The organism is Pseudarthrobacter enclensis, assembly GCF_001457025.1.
GTDB lineage: Bacteria > Actinomycetota > Actinomycetes > Actinomycetales > Micrococcaceae > Arthrobacter > Arthrobacter enclensis.
The window spans coordinates 90697-114508 of sequence record NZ_KQ758605.1 but is presented as its reverse complement, the minus strand read 5'-3'; the positions used below and the strand labels follow the sequence as shown (position 1 = coordinate 114508).

Annotated in this window: 21 protein-coding genes; 3 read left to right on the top strand and 18 right to left on the bottom strand. The window is 68.5% G+C overall.

From position 1 onward, the window contains the following. Positions 1-39 precede the first annotated feature (39 nt). Both AS031_RS15935 and AS031_RS15930 read left to right on the top strand, forming a co-directional pair. A complete protein-coding gene (locus AS031_RS15935; protein WP_228379654.1) occupies positions 40-1263 on the top strand; it encodes a DUF4439 domain-containing protein in 1224 nt (407 codons plus the stop codon). Between the two features lie 10 nt (positions 1264-1273). Next, positions 1274-2404 carry an aminoglycoside phosphotransferase family protein gene (locus AS031_RS15930; protein WP_058269143.1) on the top strand — a complete coding sequence of 377 codons (1131 nt, stop codon included), beginning with the start codon at positions 1274-1276 and terminating at the stop codon, positions 2402-2404. An 8-nt stretch (positions 2405-2412) separates the two neighbouring features. Here the strand turns inward: AS031_RS15930 and AS031_RS15925 are convergent, their stop codons facing one another. The 11 genes from AS031_RS15925 to dxr all read right to left on the bottom strand — a co-directional run bounded on the left by AS031_RS15925 (position 2413) and on the right by dxr (position 14152). After that, positions 2413-3810, bottom strand: coding sequence for a pyridoxal phosphate-dependent decarboxylase family protein (locus AS031_RS15925; protein WP_058269142.1), 1398 nt, complete (start codon positions 3808-3810; stop codon positions 2413-2415). An 88-nt stretch (positions 3811-3898) separates the two neighbouring features. Continuing rightward, positions 3899-4693: a sulfite exporter TauE/SafE family protein gene (locus AS031_RS15920; protein ID WP_058269141.1), complete on the bottom strand. Its 795-nt coding sequence runs from the start codon at positions 4691-4693 to the stop codon at positions 3899-3901. A 9-nt stretch (positions 4694-4702) separates the two neighbouring features. Further along, the gene (locus AS031_RS15915; protein ID WP_058269140.1) at positions 4703-6514 is read right to left on the bottom strand and encodes a proline--tRNA ligase; all 1812 of its coding nucleotides are present in this window, start codon (positions 6512-6514) and stop codon (positions 4703-4705) included. 411 nt (positions 6515-6925) lie between these two features. Then, positions 6926-7666 (bottom strand): hypothetical protein, encoded by a 741-nt coding sequence (locus AS031_RS15910; protein ID WP_228379653.1) that lies wholly within the window; start codon positions 7664-7666, stop codon positions 6926-6928. Between the two features lie 45 nt (positions 7667-7711). Then, positions 7712-8602, bottom strand: coding sequence for a GNAT family N-acetyltransferase (locus AS031_RS15905; protein WP_058269138.1), 891 nt, complete (start codon positions 8600-8602; stop codon positions 7712-7714). Continuing rightward, the gene (ispG, locus tag AS031_RS15900) at positions 8565-9731 is read right to left on the bottom strand and encodes a flavodoxin-dependent (E)-4-hydroxy-3-methylbut-2-enyl-diphosphate synthase (protein WP_058269137.1); all 1167 of its coding nucleotides are present in this window, start codon (positions 9729-9731) and stop codon (positions 8565-8567) included. The genes AS031_RS15905 and ispG overlap by 38 nt, the downstream gene beginning before the upstream one ends. Positions 9732-9761: 30 nt before the next feature. Next, positions 9762-10055 carry a YciI family protein gene (locus AS031_RS15895; RefSeq protein WP_058269136.1) on the bottom strand — a complete coding sequence of 98 codons (294 nt, stop codon included), beginning with the start codon at positions 10053-10055 and terminating at the stop codon, positions 9762-9764. Between the two features lie 94 nt (positions 10056-10149). Beyond that, positions 10150-10692 (bottom strand): hypothetical protein, encoded by a 543-nt coding sequence (locus tag AS031_RS15890; protein ID WP_058269135.1) that lies wholly within the window; start codon positions 10690-10692, stop codon positions 10150-10152. Continuing rightward, positions 10689-11426, bottom strand: a complete 738-nt coding sequence (locus AS031_RS15885) for a MarR family transcriptional regulator (protein WP_058269134.1) — start codon at positions 11424-11426, stop codon at positions 10689-10691. Before AS031_RS15885 ends, AS031_RS15890 begins: the two co-directional genes overlap by 4 nt. Before the next feature lie 191 nt (positions 11427-11617). Continuing rightward, on the bottom strand, positions 11618-12949 hold the full coding sequence (locus AS031_RS15880) for a M50 family metallopeptidase (protein ID WP_058269133.1): 1332 nt from the start codon (positions 12947-12949) through the stop codon (positions 11618-11620). 18 nt (positions 12950-12967) lie between these two features. Further along, on the bottom strand, positions 12968-14152 hold the full coding sequence (gene dxr, locus AS031_RS15875; protein WP_058269132.1) for a 1-deoxy-D-xylulose-5-phosphate reductoisomerase: 1185 nt from the start codon (positions 14150-14152) through the stop codon (positions 12968-12970). Between the two features lie 86 nt (positions 14153-14238). Between dxr and AS031_RS15870 the strand changes: the two genes are divergently transcribed. Then, on the top strand, positions 14239-15708 hold the full coding sequence (locus tag AS031_RS15870) for a lipase maturation factor family protein (protein ID WP_058269218.1): 1470 nt from the start codon (positions 14239-14241) through the stop codon (positions 15706-15708). Positions 15709-15721: 13 nt separating this feature from the next. On the opposite strand, the gene AS031_RS15865 is transcribed toward AS031_RS15870, so the two are convergent. From AS031_RS15865 to AS031_RS15835, 7 genes are read right to left on the bottom strand one after another with little or no spacing between them, the layout of a single operon-like run. After that, the gene (locus AS031_RS15865; RefSeq protein WP_058269131.1) at positions 15722-16585 is read right to left on the bottom strand and encodes an HpcH/HpaI aldolase/citrate lyase family protein; all 864 of its coding nucleotides are present in this window, start codon (positions 16583-16585) and stop codon (positions 15722-15724) included. Between the two features lie 15 nt (positions 16586-16600). Beyond that, positions 16601-17140, bottom strand: a complete 540-nt coding sequence (locus tag AS031_RS15860; RefSeq protein ID WP_058269130.1) for a MaoC family dehydratase — start codon at positions 17138-17140, stop codon at positions 16601-16603. Further along, positions 17137-17910, bottom strand: a complete 774-nt coding sequence (locus AS031_RS15855) for a CoA transferase subunit B (protein WP_058269129.1) — start codon at positions 17908-17910, stop codon at positions 17137-17139. The genes AS031_RS15860 and AS031_RS15855 overlap by 4 nt, the downstream gene beginning before the upstream one ends. Positions 17911-17912: 2 nt before the next feature. Continuing rightward, on the bottom strand, positions 17913-18680 hold the full coding sequence (locus tag AS031_RS15850; protein WP_058269128.1) for a CoA transferase subunit A: 768 nt from the start codon (positions 18678-18680) through the stop codon (positions 17913-17915). A 45-nt stretch (positions 18681-18725) separates the two neighbouring features. Next, positions 18726-19889, bottom strand: a complete 1164-nt coding sequence (locus AS031_RS15845; protein WP_058269127.1) for an acyl-CoA dehydrogenase family protein — start codon at positions 19887-19889, stop codon at positions 18726-18728. Position 19890: 1 nt separating this feature from the next. Continuing rightward, positions 19891-22050: an acetyl/propionyl/methylcrotonyl-CoA carboxylase subunit alpha gene (locus AS031_RS15840; protein ID WP_058269126.1), complete on the bottom strand. Its 2160-nt coding sequence runs from the start codon at positions 22048-22050 to the stop codon at positions 19891-19893. Between the two features lie 6 nt (positions 22051-22056). After that, positions 22057-23664 (bottom strand): carboxyl transferase domain-containing protein, encoded by a 1608-nt coding sequence (locus AS031_RS15835; protein ID WP_058269125.1) that lies wholly within the window; start codon positions 23662-23664, stop codon positions 22057-22059. Positions 23665-23812: the final 148 nt, after the last annotated feature.

The following is a 23812-nucleotide window of genomic DNA, read 5'->3' as shown; positions in this document are numbered from 1 at the left end:
GCACCGGGTCCCCCTGCCGGCGTGACACCATGGTCTGTTGTGAAAGACGACAACCAGGGAACCCGTTCGCCCATGCGCTACGTCCGGTACACCGTCTTTGCACTCGCCGGCCTGCTGGTCCTGACGCTCGGATTCGCCGTGATTCCGGGCCAGCCGCCCGCCCAGGAGCCCCCGTCGCTGACCGAACAGGCCCGCGCCTCGGCACTGGACGATGCCCTTGCCCTGCGGTCCGCCGGGCTGGACCTGGCGGATGCAGCGCCCGCCGGCAACCCGGTTTCCGGCCCTGCGGACCGGGTTGTGACCTTGCTGACGTTCCAGGCCCGGGCGCTGCTTCCCGCGGGGTCTCCGTCTCCGTCGGGCCCGGCACCGTCCGGGCCCGCCACGGCCACCACCGCCCCTTCCGCTGCGCCGGATCCGGCCCGCACCGCCATTGACCTCGCCAAGGCGGTCGCCGCGAGCGGTTCCCGCCGGCTCGAGGACGCGGCGACGGCCGACGGCGGAATGGCCCGCCTGCTGGCCGGCGCAGGGACCGCACAGCTCCTCGCCGCGTCGGAACTCGCCGCAGCTGCCGGGGATCCCGGTGCAGTGGCCGGCGCCGCCACCACGCCCGGCACCGCTTCCAGCCCTGTAGGCGGAGCGCCCGTGGGCAGTGCCGATGCTGCCGGAAGCCCCTCCCCCGCTCCCGGCTCCGGCAGGGGCGGGACACCGGGCCGGTGCCCTGCTCCCGCGCCCGCCGGCGGCCAGGAGTCAGCCACCGGCGCCGCCCCGACGGAGGCTGCACCGGAGCTCGGAGCGCCTTTCGCCGGGTCGGCGGACGCAGCACTGTCTGCTGTGCTGCAGGCGGGGCAGCAGGCTCTCTATGGCTACCAGGCGGCCATGCCGAGGCTCGCCCCCGCGGACGCGGGATCGGCGTCGGACTTCCTCGAACAGCACCGGCAGCTGGTGGCGGACGCTGAAACCCGCCTCCGCCAGGCCTGCGTGGCCGCCGCGCCCCAGGCGCCCGGATACGTCCTGGACGCCGCGTTTCTTGAAGATCCCGCCCGGGGGCTGGGCGCGCTCGAGGCGGCGGCGCTCCCGGCCTACGGCGACCTGGTGGCGTTGACCGACGGCGCTGACAGGGCGTGGGCCCTTGCTGCGCTGCGGCAGGCGACGGCACGGACCGTTCGCTGGGGCGCGGACCCGGGTCCTGTTCCGGGCATCGTCCTGGACACCGCCGCGTTGCCGGTCCTCCCTGACGGCGAAGAGGCACAAGCACGGCAGTAGGCTGGAGCCGATGACTCGAGCAGCGCCCATCCCCGTCCCGCCCGACCTCACGGCACGCTACAGCGGCAACAACGCCGGCCGTGACTGGCTGTCATCCCTGCAGGGCATCCTGGCTGACCGGCTGGAACAGTGGAGCCTGGAACCGGACCTGCTCCCCGGCGCCCTTCCCTGGAACGGGCACGGCGGCGTGGTGGTGCCGGTCCGCCGGGCCGACGGCACCCCCGCGGCGCTGAAGGTGGCTTACCCCCACGACGAGGCACAGGTGGAACGCCATGCCCTCGCCCTGTGGGAAGGACACGGAGCCGTGGAGCTCCTCGAGGCGGACGGACCCACCTGTTCCATGCTCCTCGAACGGCTGGACGCCGGTTCCTCCCTCAACGAGGTGCCGGTGGAGCAGGCGGCCGCCATCTGGGGCGGGGTGGTCAGGAAGCTCAGTGTGCCGCCCGACCCCAGGCCGCAGTGGAGCCATCTTGAGCATATTGCCGCGTCTGCCGAACAGTGGAGCGACGAACTCCCAGCGGACTGGGACCGGCTGGGCCGGCCGTTTCCGCGCCGGCTTCTCGAAACCGCGCTGGAGGTCTGCCAGACACGGGGCGCCGTGGGACGCCGCGCGGCGCGCGACGTGCTGGTACACACGGACCTGCACTTCCTGAACATCCTGGCCCGCCCGGGCCGGTGCCGGCCGGACGCCGACGAACCCCGTGCCGCGCAGCGGGACCACGTTCGGGCCCCGGACGCCCCGGTACCGACGGCGGCGGACGGGTACGCAGCGATCGACCCCCAGCCCATGGTCGGGGACGCTGAATTCGCCGTCGCACCCCTGCTGTGGAACCGGCTCCGTGAGCTGCCGGCCGCCAACCCCGGAGCGGGGTTGCGGCAACGGTGCGTGGACTTCAGCGCCGCGGCCGGCCTGGATCCGGAAGCGGCCCGTGAGTGGGCCGTTCTCCGGGAAGTCCGCAACGCCCTCTGGTACGCGGAGAAGCCCGGGCACGGCGGCGACCTCGCCCGTTCGCTGTGGGTGGCCAGCACCCTGGCAGGCGAAACGCTTCCCGGGCTGCCGCCTTGGGACGCCTTGCCCGAACCCGGACAGGCCGCAGCCGCAGGACAAGGCAGGACCGGTCAGCACGGCGTAGGCGGCTGAACAGGCGGCTATGCCCGGGAGCCCCGCACGGCTGCCAGTGCGGAGCCGACCGCGTCCACCGCGGTTGCGACATCATCGCCGGCTGTCCGCCAGTTGCTGACCGAGATGCGGAGGATGTCCCTGTCCCGCCAGCGGGAACCTGACATCCACACCTTGCCGTCACCGATGATGCGGGCCGTCACAGCCCTGGTGGTGGCGTCATCCCCGAAAGCCACGCTGACCTGGGTGTACTGCACGTCGTTGAGGACCTCAACGCCGTCGATGCCGCGCAGGCCCTCGGCAATGCCGGCGGCTGCGGCGGCCAGCCCGCCCACCTGGGCGGCCACGCCGTCGCGTCCCAGGCTCTTCAGCGCAGCCCATACCGGAACGCCGCGGGCACGCCGCGACAGCTCGGGCACCTTCTCGAAGGGATCCCCCGGGCCTTCGGCATCGTGCACCAGGTAACTCGCGTGCAGCCCCATCGCCGAGCGAAGCGCCGCAGCATCCCGGACAATGGCGATGCCGCAGTCATACGGAACGTTGAGTGTCTTGTGGGCATCGGTCCCCCACGAATCCGCCTCCCCGGCACCGGCGGTGAGGTGACGCAGCCCGGGAGCCGCGGCGGCCCACAGCCCGAAGGCACCGTCCACGTGCACCCAGGCGCCATGACTCCTGGCCACGCGGATGGCTTCGGGGAAGGGATCGAAGGCGCCCGAGTGCAGGTTTCCGGCCTGCAGGCAGACCAGCGCAGGGCCCGTGCCGGCACGCAAAGCGGCGTCCAGCGCTTCCGGCACCAGCCGGCCCTGCTGATCTGCCTCGACCGGCACAGGTGCCCCGAGGCCGAGGTAGCGCAGCCCCAGGTCCACGGTGTCGTGCCGTTCCCGGCCCACGAAGCAACGGATTCTCGGTGCCCCGGCCAGCCCGTCCCGGTCCAGGTCCCAGCCGGCATCGGCCAGCAGCCGCCACCGTCCTGCCGCCATGCCGGTGAAGTTGGCCATCGTGGCTCCGGTAACGAATCCGACGTCGGAATCCCCGGGCAGCCCCAGCAGCTTGAGCAGCCAGGCGCCGGCGCATTCCTCGATCGCGGCCATGGCGGGGGTGGCGTAGCGTAGCCCGGCGTTTTGGTCCCAGGCGCTGACCAGCCAGTCAGTGGCCAGTGCCGCCGGCAGGGTTCCGCCGATCACCCAGCCGAAGAAGCGGCCGGAGGGCATCGCCATGAGGCCTGGTTCGGCTGCGCGGGCCAGGAAATCCACCACTTCAGCGGCAGGCATGCCTTCGCGGGGCAGGCTGCCGCCAAACACTCCGGTGAGGTCGTAGGCCTCTGCCGCAGGTCCAACGTGCCGGTGGGCAAGGCTGTCCAGCCAGGCTGCCGAGTGCCGGACTGCCGCTTCCAGGGCGGCGCCGTAAGCGTCATCGCCGTGTGACATACGTGCATGCTACGCCGCACCGGACGTGTCCACGAGGGCCGGCCGCGGGGCCCGTCAACGTGGAGAGGCTCCCGCACCGGCGGGCCTTTCAGGCGAAGTTCTCCTGCCAGACGTCGTAGCCGAGTTTGACGATCAAGGCCGCGACCACTGCCAGGAAGACCACCCTGACGAACCTGCTGCCCTGCTTCACCGCCGTCCGGGCACCAAGGTAGCCGCCGGCCATGTTGGCCAGGCCCAGCAGCAGCCCGTGGGCCCACAGGATGGATCCGTGTGGCAGGAAGAACATCAGGGCACCGGCGTTGGTGGCCATGTTCACGATCTTGGCCTTGGCACTGGCTTCAAGGAAGGCGTAGCCCATGGCGGAGACCAGGGCGATGACCAGGAATGATCCCGTGCCCGGCCCGATCAGGCCGTCGTAGAAGCCGATGACAGCCCCGATCATGCAGGCCACCACGTAGTGCTTGCGGCCCTCGTGCCTGAGCGCGGTGATGCCGCCGACGTCGGGTTTCAGCGCGGTGAAGAGGGCCACGGCGACCAGAGCGGTCACGATGATCGGTTTGAAGACGGTGGAGGGGAGGTTGGCTGCCAGGATGGCGCCGCCGAAGCTCCCGGCAAGGGCGATCGCCGCCATGGGAAGCGCCGTCTTCAAGTCAGGTCCCACGCGCCGGTAGTAGGTGACGGCGCTGGTCGCAGTCCCGAAGATGGAACCCAGCTTGTTGGTGGCCAGCGCCTGCACAGGGGTGATCCCCGGGACCAGCAGCAGGGCCGGCAGCTGGATCAGCCCGCCGCCGCCCACCACCGCATCGACCCAGCCGGCTCCGAAGCCGGCCAGGACGATGAGGAGGAGCGTTGTCAGCTGCAGGGATTCAAGACCGAAATCCACGCCCGCGGATCAGCTGTTGCGGACGGCGTTGAGAACGTAGTCAACGGCCTTGTCCACTGCCACGTTCTCTGCCTCGCCCGTGCGCCGGTCCTTGATTTCCACGACGCCGTCCACCAGGCCGCGGCCCACGGCCAGGATGGTGGGCACGCCCACGAGCTCGGCGTCGCCGAACTTCACGCCCGGAGAGACCTTGAAGCGGTCGTCGTAAATGACGTCGAGCCCGGCAGCCTCAAGGTCAGCGGAGAGCTGCTCCGCTGCCGCGAAGATGTCCTCGCCCTTGCCGACGGCGACGACGTGGACGTCCGCCGGTGCCACTGCCCGGGGCCAGACGAGGCCCTTGGCGTCGTGGTTCGATTCGGCGAGGGCGGCGACGGCGCGGGTGACGCCCACGCCGTAGGAGCCCATGGTGACGGTGACCTGCTTGCCGTTCTGGTCCAGGACCTTCAGGTCCAGGGCCTCGGCGTACTTGCGTCCGAGCTGGAAGATGTGGCCCATTTCGATGCCGCGTGCCGTTTCGAGCGGACCGGATCCGTCCGGCGCGGGGTCCCCGGCGCGGACTTCGGTGCACTCGATGACCCCGTCCCAGGTGAAGTCGCGGCCGGCGACGAGGCCGAAGACGTGCTTGCCTGCCTCGTTGGCGCCGGTGATCCAGGCGGTGCCGTTAACCACCCGCGGATCCACCAGGTACAGCAGCCCGGTAGCGCTCTCCGAACCCAGCAGCGGCGCGTCCAGGGTCAGCCCGGGGCCCAGGTAGCCCTTGACGATCAGGGGCTGCTTCTTGAGGTCTTCCTCGCCGGCCTGTTCGAGGCCGATCTCGCCGGCCATGGGAAGGAAGGCGCCGATGTTCGCCTCGACCCGCTTGAGGTCGACTCCGCGGTCGCCGGGGACTCCGATGACCACGAGCTGCCGCTCGCCGGTGGGCAGCGTCACGGCGAGGACCACGTTCTTGAGGGTGTCAGCGGCAGTCCAGGCGCCACCGTCGGCCTCAGCCCGGGGGGCTATCTGGTTCGAGGCGTTCACGAGGGTTTCGATGGTGGGCGTGTCCGGGGTGTCCAGGACCTCGGCTGCGGGCGCACCGGTGAAGTCGATGTCCTCCGGCACCACGGTGGTGACTGCCTCGACGTTCGCCGCGTAACCGCCGGACGAGCGGACAAAGGTGTCCTCGCCGATGTCAGTGGGAAACAGGAATTCCTCGCTCCTGGAGCCGCCCATGGCGCCTGCGGTGGCGGCCACGGGGACCACCTCCAGGCCCAGCCGTTCGAAGATCTTCAGGTACGCGGCACGGTGGGCCGCGTAGCTGGCGTCCAGGCCTGGGTCGTCGACGTCGAAGGAGTACGAGTCCTTCATGATGAACTCGCGGCCGCGGAGGAGGCCTGCCCGGGGACGGGCCTCGTCGCGGTACTTGTTCTGGATCTGGTACAGGCTCAGGGGCAGGTCCTTGTACGAGGAGTACAGGTCCTTGACCAGGAGGGTGAACATTTCCTCGTGCGTGGGGGCGAGGAGGTAGTCGGCGCCCTTGCGGTCCTGGAGCCGGAACAGGCCTTCGCCGTATTCGGTCCAGCGGTTGGTGGCTTCGTAGGGTTCACGCGGGAGCAGGGCGGGGAAATGGACTTCCTGGGCGCCGATGGCGGCCATCTCTTCGCGGATCACCTGTTCGACCTTGCGCAGGACGCTGAGCCCCAGCGGCAGCCACGTGTAGATACCGGGTGCGGCGCGGCGGATATAACCGGCGCGGACCAGGAGCTTGTGGCTGGCCACCTCTGCATCGACGGGATCTTCGCGCAGGGTGCGCAGGAAAAGCTGGGACAGTCTAGTGACCACGGGTGGTATCCGTTTCTGGAAAAGTGCTGGATCAGCAGGGCCGGACAATTTCGCTGGATACTAATCTACCGGCACGGCGCCCCTGGCCGGACCGGATCATGCCCCGGCCAACGCCTTAGCGGGGACGTTCGGAGGCGGGCGGCCCTGTTAACAGATGAGCCACGCCCGGCATTGCAAAGCCCCTGGCCCCCCAAAAGGGCTGGTCATCGCAGCCGGACGTGGCTCAACGCCGTTATCGCCTAAGTACTGGTTTGGACTGGTGAGACCGCCCACTCCACTCAGCGCAGCTAGATCGAACCTATGTGATGCCGCGCACGTTGACAAGTATTTCCTGCCCGTCGCGCCATGAACATTCTCGTCGGTCGGTGCTGCTTTGACTTGCGGGGGTGGTTGATGACGCAGCCAACGCTCCTACTTGATGAGTGCCGCCGCGGAGTCCAGCAGGGCTCCTGCCTGCTCTTCGGCATTGCCGCCGGCTCCGCCGGATGCCACGGCGGTGAGCACGACGCCCTGCTGGACGCCCTGCGCGGTGGTGACCGACTGGACCTGCCCGTTGGGCAGCGTGGTGTCCGTGCGGTAGGCGGTGGCGCCGGCGACGCCGCTGACGCCTTCCAGGCGCGTGATGGACACGGCCACCTCAACGCCCGCGGCCGTCATGGTCATGTTCGAGCACTTGTCCAGCTGGTCGGACGGACCGGAAACCTTGGCCAGCAACTCAGGGCCCAGGCCGGACATCAGGGACAGGGCGGTGACGGTCCCGGACTGCTGGTCGGTGCTCAGGCCCATGGCGACGGCGGCTCCGTCCAGGGACGGTACGGTGCCGGACGCGGCGAGTTCCTTGCACTCGGCCGGCGCCACCTCGATGGAGGAGATCATGTCCTTGGACTGCTGGACGGTAGCGGCCAGCTCCTGGGCGGGGACCGCTGTCAGCCGCCGGTCCGCGGAGTCGCGGACCTGGCGCACGATGCCTTCCAGTTCCGCGGTGGTGTAGGCCTTGTCCGCCGCAGCGATTGGTTCACTGGGGGTGGCGGATGGTTCTGCCGCTGCCGAAGCGGATGTGGCGGGCGATGTGCTGCCTCCGGTTGGGCCGCCGCCTCCGCAGGCAGAGACGCTGACCGCAAGAAGCGCGGCAAACCCAAATGTACCCAGCACAGAAGTTTTCAATTTTCCCCCAAGTCAGACGCGGCCCTGCTGCCGCTAGAAAAGAACTGTAGCGAAGGTGCCCACCTGGCGGAAGCCGACACGTTCGTACGTTGACCGGGCCCGGACGTTGAAGCCGTTGACGTAGAGGCTGGTCACCGGGGCGATCTTCTGCGCCCTCTCCACGACAGCGGACATGTACCCGGAGCTGAGGCCCTGTCCGCGGTACAGGGGGTTCATCCAGACGCCCTGCACCTGGGTGACATCTGGGGTGACCGCTCCGAGTTCTGCCTTGAAGACCACTTCCTGGGCGTCGTTGAGGTGGACCAGGGAGTATCCCTGCCGGATCAGCCCTTCCACGCGGCGGCTGTAGAACTCCCGGCCGCCCAGAAAGGGCGAGTACCCCACTTCTTCCTCGAACATCGCGGCGCAGGCGGGGAGGATCCGGTCGAAGTCTGCCAGGTTGCCCAGTCCCAGCCCGGGGTTGGGCGGAATGGCGGCGGGGCCCTCAATGACCATCAGCGGCTGGTCCGGCCGCACTTCGTGCGCGCGGTGGCCCAGGCCCGTGAGCTCCCGGTGCAGGGCCAGGACGGCGTCCGCGGGTCCGAAGGCAGAGGCATACCGCCGCCCGGACCGGTTGGCGGCGTCCGCCACCGGGCCGGCGAGGTCCGGGTCCAGCTGGACCGGGACCAGGTTGGCGCCCGCCCAGCAGGCACCCACCAGGATGCCGTCGTCGAAGACACCGATGATGCCGGCACCGCCGCTTGTGGGGGCGGCAGTACCGGCAGTCCGCAGATGCGCGAGGATGAAGACGTTGGCCACGCGGTCGCGTTCGGCAAGGTGCCTGAGCGCGGCAGTGTCTTCGCCGTCCAGCGTTCGGACGGAGATCCCCGGCGGGTCAGGTGCGTCCTTACGAGACGCTAACCACGGGGCCACCTTTGACAGCATCTTCGCCATCGGCCTCCCCCATCTCTTCCGCGATACGCATGGCCTCTTCGATCAGTGTCTCAACAATTTGGCTTTCGGGCACAGTCTTGATGACTTCACCCTTCACAAAGATCTGGCCCTTGCCGTTGCCGGAAGCCACGCCGAGGTCCGCTTCGCGGGCTTCGCCCGGCCCGTTCACCACGCAGCCCATGACGGCGACGCGCAGCGGAACCTCCATGCCCTCAAGACCGGCCGTCACCTGTTCAGCCAGGGTGTAGACGTCAACCTGGGCGCGGCCGCAGGACGGGCAGGAGACGATCTCAAGCTTTCGCGGCCGCAGGTTCAGCGACTGCAGGATCTGGTTTCCCACCTTGATTTCCTCCACCGGCGGGGCCGAAAGGGACACCCGGATGGTGTCGCCGATGCCGCGGGACAGCAGCGCACCGAAGGCGGTTGCGGACTTGATAGTGCCCTGGAACGCCGGGCCTGCCTCGGTGACGCCGAGGTGCAGCGGCCAGTCGCCCTTTTCGGCGAGCATCTCGTAGGCGGCCACCATGACCACGGGATCGTTGTGCTTTACGGAGATCTTGAAATCGTGGAAACCGTGCTCCTCAAACAGGGACGCTTCCCATACAGCCGATTCGACCAGCGCCTCAGGCGTGGCTTTGCCGTACTTCTTGAGGATGCCCGGCTCCAGCGAGCCGGCGTTGACGCCAATCCGGATGGACGTGCCGTGGTCGCGGGCGGCCGCGGCGATTTCCTTGACCTGGTCGTCGAACTTGCGGATGTTCCCCGGGTTCACGCGGACCGCGGCGCAGCCGGCCTCGATGGCCGCAAACACATACTTGGGCTGGAAGTGGATATCCGCGATCACCGGAATCTGGGACTTCCGCGCGATGATGGGCAACGCCTCGGCGTCGTCGGCCGAGGGGCAGGCCACCCGCACGATGTCGCAGCCGGAAGCCGTCAGCTCCGCGATCTGCTGGAGGGTTGCATTGATGTCGGTGGTGGGCGTGGTGGTCATCGACTGCACGCTGATGGGGAAGTCCGAGCCAACTCCCACGGAACCGACCTTGATCTGGCGCGTTTTGCGGCGCGGCGCGAGGACGGGTGGCGGTGCTGACGGCATTCCCAGGCTGACCGAGGTCACGTGGACTCCTAGTGGTGAAGGTGAAGCGGCTTAGGCGGCGAGTCCGGCGAGCATGCCGGTAACGGGCGACCATTCGGTGACGCGGATGCCGGCGATGACTCCGGCGACGGCAAACGGATCCTGTTTGAGGATGGAGTTCAGGGCAGCCTCATCCGCTGCCTTGAAGATCAGCAGCGCTCCGGCACCGTCTCCGTAGGGTCCGCTGGCAAGGATGGCGCCGTCCTGGGCCAGGCCGCCGGTCCATTCGCGGTGTGCGGGCCGGACCTCGTTGCGGGTCTCGGCGGAATCGGCGGCATAAACGTACTCAACGGCAAAAACTGTCATAGCGCTACCCTATCGCTCCCCCTGCCGTCCCACCCATCCGGGGAAGGCAGCGCCTGCCGCGCCACCGGGGCGGGGCCGGGCCACACCGGGCCGGTCAGGCCAGGAAAATGACCTTGACCGCCGCCGCGATGCCCGCCGCCCACAGCATGGAAGCCAGGGTGCCGATGATGAACCGCTCAGCCGCCACCGGGGTTTCCTTGAGTTCGGCGAACCGGCCCAGGCCTTTGATGGCCACGATGTAGGCGATGGCCACGGGCTGGCCCGTCAGGATGGCCAGGCAGACGCCGAGGCGCTCCAGGACTCCGATAATGGCACCGCCGCGCAGGATGCGCGGGCCGGAGCCGCCGCCCGGAACGCCCGATGCCGGCTGGTCGGGGGCCGCGGTCAGCTCTCCGTCCACGGACTCACCGTCGGGTTGGCCGGGCTTTGCTGAGGCAGGCGGTCCTTGGGGCCGGAGGTCCGGATCCACCGTGACGTCCGCCGCGGGGTCCTCCTGCGCGGCCCGTTGCTGTTCCGCTGCCTTGGCGGCGTCTGCCCTGTCATCAATGGTCCTGGCCAGCCGGAAGACCAGCGCGGTCACCGGCCAACCGCCGAAACCCGCTGCCAGCAATGCAGCGGCGATCCAGAACGCGTTCACGCGTCTCCTTCCGTCCGGGAATGGGCCAGTGCCAGGAGCATCGCCGCGGCAGGCCTGGCAGCCCATTCTTCCTGCCAGCCGGCGCGAAGGATGGCACGGCTCACCGACTGCTCGGTGATTCCGAGTTCCCGGGCCACCTGTTTCTGGCTGCCGTGCTTCCCGGCCTGACCCGTATGCCGCAACCTGTCCACCACCCTCCATTGCGCGGCGGTCCGTTCCTGCACCAGCCGCCCGATCAGCCTGAGCACCGCCTGGGCGTTGGCGGCAGCCTCCGCCGCCTCAGCCGCGGCTCCGGCCTCCTGCGACCGTTCCTTCTGCGACCGTTCCTGCGTTGACGGTTCCTGCGTTGACGGTTCCCGTGCTGCCGGGAAGCTCTTCCCCGTGCCGGCCATGATGCCGTCCACCACTGACAGCGGGACCTGCCCGCCTGCGGCCTTGGCCCGGTCCACGGCCTTGCGGGCGGCGACGAAGCCACCGCCGGAGCCCTCCCTCGGACTTCCGTTCGGCGCCAGCCGGACCGGCCCGATGCCGATGCCGACGTACCAGTGGCCGCTCCGCAGGGCGTGCAGGGCGATGTCCACGGCATCCGCAGGGTCTTCCACGACGCCCTGTAGTTCGTCCCCGACCGATCGCTCGAATCTGGCACCGCTGAGTGCCGCCAGTTCGGTGATCAGGTCCGGGACCCGGTCCACGTCCGAACTGCTGCCCCGCTGGTCGATGGTCAGAACATACATGGATCAACCGTAGCCGCCTGATATCAGACAATCAATCACAATCAGCTGACTTACAATAATCAGCCATATTCAACTGATATGTAGTAATCAGCTGTTATTGGGGTCAGCACGCCCCGCCCGCGGAAATGACCATGCCGAACAACACCCCGCCGGCGATCCAGAGCGCTCCCGACCAGCGGGGCAGCTGCGCGCTAACCGAAGAGATTCACCGGTTTGACGATGTCCGCATAGATCAGCAGGGCGCTCATGCCCATCAGCAGCGCCGCCACCACGTAGGTAACCGGCAGCAGCTTGGCGATGTCGAAGGCACCCGGATCCGGCCGGCCAAAGAGCCGGGCCACCTGGCGCCGGGCACCTTCGTAGAGCGCCCCTGCCACGTGGCCGCCGTCCAGGGGCAGCAGCGGCACCAGGTTGAAGACCGCGAGCGCGAAGTTCAGCCCGGCGAGAAGTCCCACCAGCGTGGCCACGCGGGACTGCAGCGGAATTTCTTCCATGGCGGCCACTTCGCCGGCCACGCGCCCAACCCCTACCACGCTGATGGGACCGTTGGGATCGCGGGGTTCCTCGCTGAAGGCGGCTTTGGCCACGCCCACCACCCGGGCGGGAAGGTTGAAGATCACACCTGCGACCTGCCTGATGTTCTCCCCCGCCATGGGCAGGACGGACGACGCCGGCTGTGGCACCAGTTCGGTTTGCGCACCGATGCCCAGGAAACCTACCTCCTGGTACTGCAGGGTGCCGGAGGCGTCAGTGGCCTGCCGGCCGTCCGCTCCGATGATCGGCCGTGCGGAAAGGACCGGGGTGACCGTGGTGGACACCGGGGTGCCGTTGCGGTCCACGGTGATGGCAACCTCGCGGCCCGCCGAAGCCCGGATCCACTCGGTCAGCTGGTCCCAGCTGGTGACGGCCTTGCCGTCGAAGGACGTCACGGTGTCGTTGGGCTGCAGGCCTGCCGCGGCGGCAGGGGTGAGCCGGCAGTCGGCCGAATCGGGGTCAACGGTTTCGCCGGCGGCCACCTGGCATTTGGAGACGTCGGAGATGGTGGTGGTGGCAGTGGCCGTGCCGAAGCCCATCAGCAGGATGGCCATCAGCAGGATGCCGAGGATCATGTTCATGGCGGGCCCGCCCAGCATGACTATGATCTTCTTCCACACCGGCAGACGGTAGAACACGCGGTTTTCGTCGCCGGGACCCACCTCCTCGTGCGCCATGGACCGCGCCTCGGTGGCCAGCGTCTGGAACATCCCGGTGCTCGAGGGCCGGACGGACCCGTCCTCTTTGTTGGGCGGGTACATGCCGATCATGGACACGTAGCCGCCGAGCGGAATGGCCTTCACGCCGTACTCGGTTTCGCCCTTCCGCCTGGACCACAATGTGGGGCCGAAGCCGATCATGTATTTGGTGACCCGCACCTTGAAGAGCTTGGCGGGGACCAGGTGGCCCACCTCGTGCAGCGCAATGGAGGCGGCAATGCCGATGGCGACGAAGACGACGCCGAGGATGAAGAGGAGAACGGGGGTCATGGAGGTGCTGCTGCTTCCCTAGAGACTGCTGAGTGCTAAACGTTCGTGGGCACGGGCGCGTGCCCAGCTTTCAGCTTCCAGCACGGATTCCACCGTTAGCCCGGAAGATCCTGGGTGTTCGCTGAGTACCGCGTCCACGGTGTCCACGATGTCGGTGAAGCGGATCCGGCCGGCGTGGAAGGCGGTGACCGCTTCTTCGTTGGTTGCGTTGAAGACGGCCGGGAACGTGCTCCCCTGTTTCGCGGCGTCCTTGGCGAGCCCGACGGCGGGGAACGCCGCCGCGTCGAGGGGTTCGAAGGTCCAGGTGGCAGCGCGGGTCCAGTCGCAAGGAGCCGCAGCCTTCGCCACCCGGTCCGGCCAGCCGAGGCCCAGGGCGATGGGCAGGCGCATGTCCGGCGGTGAAGCCTGCGCAATGGTGGAGCCGTCCACGAACTGGACCATCGAGTGCACCACTGACTGAGGATGGACCACCACGTCGATCCGGTCCAGCGGGATGTCGAACAGGAGGTGGGCTTCGATCACTTCGAGCCCCTTGTTCACCAGCGTCGCGGAGTTGGTGGTGACCATGAGCCCCATGTCCCACGTGGGGTGGGCCAGTGCTTCCTGCGGCGTGACGGCGTGAAGCTCTTCCCGGGTGCGTCCGCGGAACGGGCCGCCGGAGGCCGTCAGGACCAGTTTGTCCACCTCCGCCGCGCTGCCCGACCGCAGGCACTGGGCGATGGCCGAATGCTCGGAGTCCACGGGCACGATCTGCCCCGCGGCGGCTGCGGCCTTTACCAGGGCACCGCCAACAATCAGGGATTCCTTGTTCGCCAGGGCCAGGGTGGCGCCCGATTCCAGGGCGGCAAGGGTGGGTGCCAGCCCGATGGACCCGGTGATGCCGTTGAGCACCACGTCCGCGGGCGTGCCGGCAATCCGCGTGGATGCGTCCGGTCCGGAGATGATGTCGGGGCGGTAGCCGCTCCGGCCTGCTGCCGCGGCGGCCTCATCGATCAGCCGGGCGAGTTCGCGGGGGTCGCCGGAGGCGATGCCGACGGCGGAGGCGCCGGTATGGGCAGCCTGCCGGGCCAGCAGTTCCAGGTTGCCGCCGCCCGCGCTGAGTGCCACGACCTCGAAGCGGTGCGGGGCGCCGTCGACGACGTCTATCGCCTGGGTGCCGATGGAGCCGGTGGATCCGAGGATGACGATTCTGCGTGGCTGCATGGGTTAAGTATCCCGCACTGGCCCTCGCCGCTGCGCCGGGCCGGAAGGTCCTTGACCCCGCCGGCCCCCGGCGTACCGTGGATCCTGTGGAGTGGCTCTCCTGGTTCGACGCGGCGGACTACGAATTCGCGCGGCAGGTGCTGCAGCGCGGCGTGGCGGCACTGTTTTTTGTGGCGTTCCTCTCCTCGCTGAACCAGTTTCCGGCGTTGTTGGGTGAGCGCGGGCTGCTGCCGGTTCCCGATTACCTGGCCGGTTTCAGCCGGCTGCGGCGGCCCTCGCTCTTCCGCCGGCACTATTCGGACCGCCTGCTGCGGGGCGTCTGCGTGACCGGGCTGGTGGTCTCCGCGCTGCTGGTGGCCGGGATTCCGCAGGTGGGGCCGCCGTGGGTTCCGCTGCTCGCGTTCCTTGCGCTGTGGCTGCTGTACATGTCCATCGTCAACGTGGGGCAGGCCTTCTACGGGTTCGGCTGGGAGATGCTGCTGCTGGAGGCGGGATTCACGGTGGCGTTCCTCGGCTCGGACCAGACCGATCCGCCGCGGACCATCCTGATCATGATCGTTTGGCTGGTGTTCCGGCTCGAGTTCGGGGCCGGGATGATCAAGATCCGCGGCGGGCGGGAGTGGCGCGACCTGACCGCCCTGTACTACCACCACGAAACACAGCCGATGCCCGGCCCGCTCAGCCGGCAGGCCCACCTGCTGCCCAAACCGCTGCACCGCATCGAAGTGGTGGGCAACCACGCCGCCCAGCTGGTGGTGCCGTTCCTGCTGTTCTTTCCCCAGCCGGTGGCCAGCGCCGCGGCGGCCGTGGTGATCCTGACCCAGCTGTGGCTCGTGGCGTCCGGGAACTTTGCCTGGCTCAACTGGATCGCCATCGTGCTGGCCTTCGCAGCCGTCAGCGACCCCGTGGTCCACGCGGTCTTCCCGGCGGTCCCGCTCGACTGGCATGGCGAAACGGCGCCGGGCAGGGAAACCCCGCTGTGGTGGCTGGTCCTGACACTGGCGGCCACGGGGCTGCTGCTGGTCCTGAGCTACCGGCCGCTGCGCAATCTCCTGTCCCGGCGCCAGCTGATGAACGCCAGCTTCAACCGCTGGCAGCTGGTTAACACCTACGGCGCGTTCGGCACCGTCACCAAACAGCGCATTGAGATTGTGGTGGCCGGCACCCTGGACGAGGATCCGGATGAATCCTCGGACTGGCGGGAGTATGGGTTCAAGGGCAAACCCGGGGACCTGCGGAGGATTCCGCGCCAGTGGGCGCCCTACCACCTGAGGCTGGACTGGCTGATGTGGTTCCTGCCGCTGCGGACGGTGCACGAGGAATGGTTCCATGCGTTCCTGGGCAAGCTGCTGGAAGCGGACCGGCAGACGCTGCGCCTCCTCCGCCACGACCCGTTCGACGGCGCCGCGCCGCGCTGGGTGCGCGTGCGCCTCTACCACTACCGGTTCACTGACCGGCGGGAACTCCGGGAGACCGGGAACCGGTGGATGCGCACCCTGCTGTCCGAACCGATCGGACCCGTATCGCTGCGGCGCACGCCGGGACGGCAGCGCTAAGGAGGTGCGGCAGCTACGCGCCGGGCTGCGCCGGCTGCGGCAGGTCCCGCCCGGCGCGCCTCATGATCTGCTCGGCGTGCCGGAGGATGGGACCGTCAATCATCTTCCCCTGGTGCTGGAACACGCCGGACCCCGCATCGGCGGCGGCCCGCAGCAGGTCCGTTGCGGCCGCGACGTCGGCTTCGGAGGGCGCGTACGCGGCGCGGACCACGGCAGCCTGGCTGGGATGGATGCAGGCTTTGGATCCGAATCCCGAGGCGACGGCGTCGGCTGCCTCTGCCGCCAGCCCGTCGGTGTCCGGGATGTTGACGTAGACGGCGTCAACCGCCTGTTTCCCGTGGGCACGGGCGGCCAGCAGCACCGAGGAACGGGCGTGCAGGGCCACAGCCCGGTAGCCGCCGTCGTCCGTCCTGCTGGAGGTGCCGCCGAGGGTTGCCAGCAGGTCCTCGGCGCCCCACATCAGTGCCACCACGTTGGGCGCCGCCGCGATGGCGGGGGCGTTCAGGACGCCGAGGGCCGTTTCGCACAACGCCACCACGTGGTAGCCCTCCAGCGCCTTGAGCTGTTCGGGGCTTTCCGCCTTGGCGAGCATGACGGTCCGGTAAGGGGTGTGGGCCAGGCAGTGCAGGTCCTTCCCGAATTCCGCCGACCCCACCGGGTTGACCCGGACGATGGTCCGGCTGGGGTCCAGTTCCGGGACCTCCCCCGTGGTCCCGACCTGGGCCAGGATGGCGCCGCGGGCACGCTGCTTGTCGGCAGGGGCCACCGCGTCTTCGAGGTCCAGGATGACGGCGTCGGCACGCTCGGCCGCTTTGCGGTAGCGTTCCGGCCGGTCGGCGGGGCAAAAGAGGAGGGCCGGGCCCATCACGAAGGTCATACAGCCATTCTCCGATTATTTTCCGTGCTGCGCTTCACGGTGGGCGTCCCGGGTCCACATGAGGCAACTGCGGGTTGCCAGCGCCACCACGGTCCCGTCCTGGTTCCGTCCGGTGTGTTCCATGGTGACGATCCCCTGCCCGGGCCGTGAGCCTGAGGGTCGCTTGCCGCTGATGACAGTCTCCGTGTACAGCGTGTCGCCGTGGTAGAGCGGGTGCGGGAAGGACACGTCGGTCAGGCCCAACTGGGCGATGATGGTTCCCTGGGTCAGCTGTGTGACGGACTGCCCCACCAGGGTGGCCAGGGTGAACATGGAGTTCACCAGGCGCTGGCCGAAAGGCTGCGTGGCGCTCCAGGCCGCGTCGAGGTGCAGCGCCTGGGTGTTCATGGTGAGAGTGGTGAACAGGACATTGTCCGCCTCGGTCACCGTCCGGCCGGGGCGGTGCGCGTACACCACGCCCTCTTCCAGTTCTTCGAAATAGAGACCGCGCTGTTCAACCACCCGCCGTTCGCCCTGCCCTGCCGCGGCGGCGGCGGGGATTTCCTGGCCGGTCATACCGTCAGTTCCCGGTCTTCCTCGAACAGGTCCGCCCCGGTGGCAGCCACCACGTCCTCCACGGACACGTTCGGCGCCAGTTCCTGCAGGACCAGGCGGGAGCCGGAGCTGTCCCGGACGACGTCGATCACGGCGAGGTCGGTGATGATCCGGTCCACGCAGCCCTTGCCCGTCAGCGGCAGCGAGCATTCACGGACAATCTTGGGATTGCCGTTGCGGTCCGTGTGCTCCATCATCACGATCACCCTCTTGGCGCCGAACACCAGGTCCATGGCGCCGCCCATTCCCTTGACCATCTTGCCGGGGATCATCCAGTTGGCGAGGTCGCCGTTGGCTGCCACCTCCATGGCCCCCAGGACCGCCACGTCAACGTGGCCGCCGCGGATCATGCCGAAGGACGACGCGGAATCGAAGAAGGCGGCGCCCTTGTTGACCGTGACGGTTTCCTTGCCGGCGTTGATCAGGTCCGGGTCCACGGCGTCCTCCGCCGGGTAGGGACCGACGCCCAGGATGCCGTTCTCGGAGTGGAGCACCACCTCCACTCCGTCCGGTATGTAGTTGGGGATCAGCGTGGGCATGCCGATGCCGAGGTTGACGTACTGGCCGTTGCGCAGTTCCCTGGCCACCCTGGCGGCCAGTTCGTTGCGGGTCCACCCCTTGGTTTCCGAGGTGTCCCGCCCGTCCCCGGGAGCGTCGTGCTGTGATGCTGCGCGCCGGTATTCCGGTCGTACCGCTTCCGGCCGGGGGGCGTCGGGGCTGTTGGGGTCCATGACTACTCTCCTGCCTTCCGGTTCAGTGCCACCGTCCGTTTTTCGATCCGCTTCTCCGCTCCGGCGGCGATCACCACCCGCTGGACGAAGATGCCGGGGGTATGGATGTGTTCAGGGTCCAGCTCGCCGGGCTCCACCAGTTCCTCCACCTCCGCGATGGTAATCCGGCCTGCCATGGCGCAGAGGGGGTTGAAGTTCATGGCCGTGGCGTGGAAAACAAGGTTGCCGTGACGGTCGCCCTTCCAGGCGTGGACCAGGCCGAAGTCCGGGGTGAGCGATTCCTCCAGCACATAGTCCACTCCGCCGAAGGCGCGCACCTCCTTGGCCTCGGACGCCACCGCGATGCCGCCGTCGGCGTCGTACTTCTGCGGCAGCCCGCCGTCGGACACCTGGGTACCCACCCCCGCCTTCGTGTAGAACGCCGGGATCCCCGCTCCGCCGGCCCGCAGTTTCTCGGCGAGGGTGCCCTGCGGCGTCAGGACCACCTCAAGTTCACCCGCAAGGTATTGGCGCGCGAATTCCTTGTTCTCGCCCACGTAGGAGCTGATGGTGCGGCGGATCCTGCCGTCGCGGAGCAGGATCCCGAGCCCCCAGTCGTCCACGCCACAGTTGTTGCTGACCGTTTCCAGGCCGGAGGTACCGGCGCGGTGCAGGGCGTCGATGAGGGTGACCGGGATGCCGCACAGGCCGAATCCGCCGACGGCCAGGGAGGCGCCGTCCGGGATGTCGGCCACAGCTTCATCGGCGCTGGCAACAACTTTGTCAATCATCCTTGATCCTCTCCGGCCGGCTGCAGTCCTGCCCGCGGCGACGCATCACAGCCCCAGTTCGCGCGCAATCAGCATCAGCTGCACCTCCGTGGTGCCCTCCCCCACTTCAAGGATCTTGGAGTCGCGGTAGTGGCGTGCCACGGTGAACTCGTTGATGAAGCCATAGCCGCCGAACACCTGGGTGGCATCCCGCGCGTTGTCCATGGCCGCCTCGCCTGCGACCATCTTAGCGATGGCCGCCTGGGTCTTGAACGGCTTGCCGGCGAGCATCCTGGCGGCAGCATCGTAGTAGGCAAGCCGTGCCGTGTGGGCCCGGGCTTCCATCCGGGCGATCTTGAAGGAGACCGCCTGATACTTCCCGATCTGGTGGCCGAAGGCGCTCCGTTCCTTCGCGTACTTGACGGACAGATCCACGCAGCCCTGGGCGGCGCCAGTGGCCAGGGCGGCGATGGCAATCCGGCCCTCGTCCAGGATGGACAGGAAGTTGGCGTAGCCACGACCCTCTGCGCCCAGCAGGTTGGCCTCCGGGACGCGGACATCCTTCAGTGTGAGGGGGTGGGTGTCAGAGGCGTTCCAACCCACCTTGTTGTAGGCCTTTTCAGCCTTGAACCCGGGCGTGTCGGTGGGCACCAGGATGGTGGAGATTTCCTTCTGCACTGTTCCGTCGCCGCGTTCCTTCCGGCCGGTGACGGCGGTGACGGTGACCAGGCGGGTGATGTCAGTGCCGGAGTTGGTGATGAACTCCTTGCTGCCGTTGATCACCCAGTCGCCGCCGTCACGGCGGGCAGTGGTCTTGGTTCCTCCGGCATCGGAGCCGGCTTCCGGTTCGGTGAGCCCGAACCCGGCGAGCGCCTGTCCTGATGCGAGCTGCGGCAACCACTCCTGCTTTTGCTCCCCGGTGCCGAACCGGTACACCGGCATGGCACCCAGGGAGACGCCCGCTTCGAGGGTGATGGCAACGGACTGGTCAACCCGGCCCAACTGCTCAAGGGCCAGGGAGAGGGCGAAGTAGTCACCGCCCATGCCGCCGTATTCCTCGGGGAACGGCAGGCCGAAGAGTCCCATGTCCGCCATCTGCTTGACCAATTCGTAGGGGAAGCTGTGTTCCTCGTCGTGCTTGGCGGAGACCGGGGCCACCACGTTGTCCGCGAAGTCCCGGACGGTGTCGCTGAGGTCCTGGTATTCCTCGGTGAGTTCAAAACCGGACATGTTACTGGGCTCCTTCGCCGTTCGTGGTGTTGTCCATCTGCTGTGGTGCGGGATCGTCCGCGGGTGTTTCGGGATGGATGGTCGCAAGGACCTGGCCGGACTTCACCAGGTCGCCGGGCCGGGCGGCCAGGTGCACGGTCCCGGCCAGCGGGGCCACGAGCTGGTGTTCCATCTTCATGGCTTCCACCGAGGCGAGGACCTGGCCCGCCTCGACGGTGTCGCCGTCCCTGACCGGAACGGAGACCACGGTGCCGGTCATCGGCGAGCGCACTGCGGGGTCGGTGGCGCCTTCTTCGCGCTGGACGGCGGCCAGTATCCGTTCCAGGCGCGCTTCCCTGGACAACACCTCGAACCGGCAGGACCAGCCGTCGGCGCCGAGGTGGATGACACTGGAGTCCTCGCCGGTGGCCATCCTGTAGGGGTACTCAACGCCGTCCAGCAGCAGGATTGCCCTGCCCGGCTCGGGGACGCGCAGGGAGGCTGCCTGATCGGTGCCGCCGTCGACCCTCACCCGGACCTGGCCCCCCGCAGGAGTACCGGTGACCGCCACCGCCGCCAATCCGCCGTCGGGGGTTCCGAGGCTGATCCTGCGGGGTGCGTGCGCGCCGATCCGCCAACCGGTGGCCGTGCGCCAGGGGCTGCCGTCCTGCGGTTCCTGGTCCCGTCCGGCCAGTGACACCAGGGCGGCAGCGACGGCTTCGGGCGTCCCGGCGCGGCGGAATGCCAGGTCCGGCAGCTTGCGGGCAATCAGGCCGGTGTCGAGCCGTCCGGCGCGCACGTCGGGGTCGTTGATCAGGAGCCGGAGGTATTCCACGTTGGTGTCCACGCCCAAGGCGGTGTAGCCGGCCAGTGCGCGGTCCAGCGTTTCGAGGGCGGCGGCACGGTCCCTGCCCCAGGCGATGACCTTGGACAGCATGGGATCGTAGCTGGCGGAGAGCTGCAGCCCTTCCACCAGGGACGAATCGATCCGGACCCGGCCGTCCGTTTCAGCCCCCTGTATGGGCAGTTCGTCCAGGAGGTGGACCGTGCCGGTGGCGGGCAGGAAGTTCTTCTCCGGCACCTCGGCATAGACCCGCGCCTCCACGGCATGCCCGGCCAGCCTGACGTCATCCTGCCGCACAGTGAGTGCAGCCCCGGCGGCGATGCGCACCTGCCATTCCACGAGGTCGATGCCGGTGACCATCTCGGTGACCGGGTGCTCCACCTGTAGCCGGGTGTTCATTTCCATGAAGAAGAACTGGTCCGGGGCGTCATCTGAAACCAGGAACTCCACTGTCCCGGCGCCGGTGTAGTTGACGCTGCGTGCCGCGTTGCAGGCCGCTTCGCCGATGCGCGCCCGCATGCCGGCGCCGTCCGGGAGCCCTTCAAGCAGTGGGGAGGGCGCCTCCTCGATGACCTTCTGGTGGCGGCGCTGCAGCGAACATTCGCGCTCGCCGAGGTGGATGACGTTGCCGTGGCTGTCTGCCAGCACCTGGACTTCGATATGGCGGGGGGTGGTGACCAGCCGCTCCAGGAACAGGGTGTCGTCGCCGAAGGCTGCGGCGGCGACCCGCCGTGCCGTCTGCAGGACAGCCGGCAGGTCTTCGGCCCGTTCGACGGCGTGCATTCCCTTGCCGCCGCCGCCGGCGGACGGCTTGATGAGCAGGGGAAAGCCGACGCCGGCCGCGGCGTCGGTGAGTTCGGTGTCCGTCATGCCGGGGCGGGCGACGCCCGGGACCACCGGGACGCCATACCCGGCAACGTGGTTCTTGGAACGGATCTTGTCGCCCATGACATCGAGGGCGGCCACCCCGGGGCCGATGAACACGATGCCGGCCTTGTCCAGCGCGCGGGCGAAGTCTGCGTTTTCGCTGAGGAAGCCGTACCCCGGGTGCACGGCCTCGGCGCCCGTGCGGAGGCAGGCGTCGACGATGGCGTCGGCATTAAGATAGCTCTCGCTGGCAGCGGCCGGGCCGATCCGGACGGCGGTGTCAGCCTCGCGCACGTGGCGGGCGCCGGCGTCGGCATCGCTGTAGACGGCCACCGAACGGATGCCCATGGCCCGGAGGGTGCGGATGACCCGGCAGGCGATCTCCCCACGGTTCGCCACCAGGACGGTGTGGAAGAGGTCCTGGCGCGGGTCGATGGCGGTGCCGGAGCTGGTGAGGGAAGGTGTGGTCATGGCGGCTCACATCCTGAAGAGGCCGAAGGAGGTATCCGGCAGGGGCGTGCGGGAGACGACGTCCAGGGCGAGGCCCAGGACTGTCCGGGTATCTGCGGGGTCGATGACGGCGTCGTCCCAGAGGCGGGCCGTGGAGTAGTAGGGGCTGCCCTGGTCCTCGTACTGCCGGCGGATGGGCGCCTTGAACTCCTCTTCGGCGTCAGGGGCCCATTCTTCGCCGGCGGCCTCGTACTGGTCGCGCTTGACGGTGGCCAGGACGCTGGCGGCCTGGTTGCCGCCCATTACCGAGATGCGGGCCGCAGGCCACATCCAGAGGAACCTGGGCGAATAGGCCCGGCCGCACATGGAGTAGTTGCCTGCGCCGAAGGATCCGCCGATCACCACTGTCAGCTTGGGGACCCGGGCCGTCGCGACCGCCGTGACCATCTTGGCGCCGTTCTTGGCGATGCCGCCCTGTTCGGCGTCCTTGCCCACCATGAACCCGGAGATGTTCTGCAGGAACAGGAGCGGGATGCCGCGCTGGTCGCACAGCTCGATGAAGTGGGCACCCTTGAGTGAGGACTCGCTGAACAGGACGCCGTTGTTGGCGACGATGCCCACGGGATGCCCGTGGATCCGCGCGAAGCCGGTCACCAAGGTGGTTCCGTAGTCCTTCTTGAATTCATGGAAGGTGCTGCCATCCACCAGCCGGGCGATGACCTCGTGCACGTCGTAGGGGGCGTTGACGTCCACAGGCACGGCCCCGTACAGCCCTGCCGGGTCCACGGCCGGTTCGACGGCGGCATCCACCTGCCATGCGGGGGCGGCGGGTGGCGGGAGGGTGGCCACGATGTCGCGGAGGATCTGCAGGGCGTGTTCGTCGTTGTCGGCCAGGTGGTCGGTGACGCCGGAGACGCGGGAATGCACCTCCCCGCCGCCCAGTTCCTCGGCTGTGACAATTTCGCCGATGGCCGCTTTCACCAGCGGCGGACCGCCCAGGAAGATGGTGCCCTGGTTCCGGACAATGACCGTTTCGTCGCTCATGGCCGGGACGTAGGCTCCGCCGGCGGTGCAGGAGCCCATGACGGCGGCCAGCTGCGGGATCTTGGCCGCCGAGAGCCGCGCCTGGTTGTAGAAGATCCGGCCGAAGTGGTCCTTGTCCGGAAAGACCTCGTCCTGCTTGGGCAGGAAGGCCCCTCCCGAATCCACCAGGTAGATGCACGGCAGGCGGTTTTCGAGGGCTATCTCCTGGGCGCGGAGGTGCTTCTTGACCGTCATGGGGTAGTACGTGCCGCCCTTGACGGTGGCGTCATTGGAGATCACCAGCACGTGCCGGCCGCGCACCAGGCCGATGCCGGCGATGACTCCGGCGCCGGGCGCCTCGCCGTCGTACATGCCGTTGGCCGCCAGCGGGGCGATCTCCAGGAAGGGGCTGCCGTCGTCCAGCAGCTCGTCGATGCGCTCGCGCGGCAGGAGCTTTCCACGGGCCGTATGGCGGTCCCGCGCTTTCTGCGGCCCGCCCAGGGCGGCGTCCGCCAGCCGTTTGCGGAGGTCTTCCACCAGCTGCAGCTGGGCGTCCCGGTTGGCTGCGAAAGCCTCACTGTTGGGGTCCAGCCGGCTGACAAGGGTCTCCATCGACGCGTCCTGTTCTGTATGCGGATTCAGCGGTCACGGGGCCGCCCGCCAACAACTCGGTTAGTGCCCAATAACTGAAATTCAGGTTAGTCTCTATTAACTGTGATGTCCAACACAGGGGGCGGGTTGCTAGACTCTCTGCGGGTTT

Coding starts and splice junctions, on each gene's coding strand:
- AS031_RS15840 (WP_058269126.1), bottom strand. CDS start 22,050: ATGACCACACCTTCCCTCACCAGCTCCGGCACCGCCATCGACCCGCGC.
- AS031_RS15895 (WP_058269136.1), bottom strand. CDS start 10,055: ATGACAGTTTTTGCCGTTGAGTACGTTTATGCCGCCGATTCCGCCGAG.
- AS031_RS15835 (WP_058269125.1), bottom strand. CDS start 23,664: ATGGAGACCCTTGTCAGCCGGCTGGACCCCAACAGTGAGGCTTTCGCA.
- AS031_RS15865 (WP_058269131.1), bottom strand. CDS start 16,585: ATGACCTTCGTGATGGGCCCGGCCCTCCTCTTTTGCCCCGCCGACCGG.
- AS031_RS15885 (WP_058269134.1), bottom strand. CDS start 11,426: ATGTATGTTCTGACCATCGACCAGCGGGGCAGCAGTTCGGACGTGGAC.
- AS031_RS15905 (WP_058269138.1), bottom strand. CDS start 8,602: ATGCTGTCAAAGGTGGCCCCGTGGTTAGCGTCTCGTAAGGACGCACCT.
- dxr (WP_058269132.1), bottom strand. CDS start 14,152: ATGCAGCCACGCAGAATCGTCATCCTCGGATCCACCGGCTCCATCGGC.
- AS031_RS15850 (WP_058269128.1), bottom strand. CDS start 18,680: ATGATTGACAAAGTTGTTGCCAGCGCCGATGAAGCTGTGGCCGACATC.
- AS031_RS15925 (WP_058269142.1), bottom strand. CDS start 3,810: ATGTCACACGGCGATGACGCTTACGGCGCCGCCCTGGAAGCGGCAGTC.
- AS031_RS15880 (WP_058269133.1), bottom strand. CDS start 12,949: ATGACCCCCGTTCTCCTCTTCATCCTCGGCGTCGTCTTCGTCGCCATC.
- AS031_RS15860 (WP_058269130.1), bottom strand. CDS start 17,140: ATGACCGGCCAGGAAATCCCCGCCGCCGCCGCGGCAGGGCAGGGCGAA.
- AS031_RS15855 (WP_058269129.1), bottom strand. CDS start 17,910: ATGGACCCCAACAGCCCCGACGCCCCCCGGCCGGAAGCGGTACGACCG.
- AS031_RS15930 (WP_058269143.1), top strand. CDS start 1,274: ATGACTCGAGCAGCGCCCATCCCCGTCCCGCCCGACCTCACGGCACGC.
- AS031_RS15845 (WP_058269127.1), bottom strand. CDS start 19,889: ATGTCCGGTTTTGAACTCACCGAGGAATACCAGGACCTCAGCGACACC.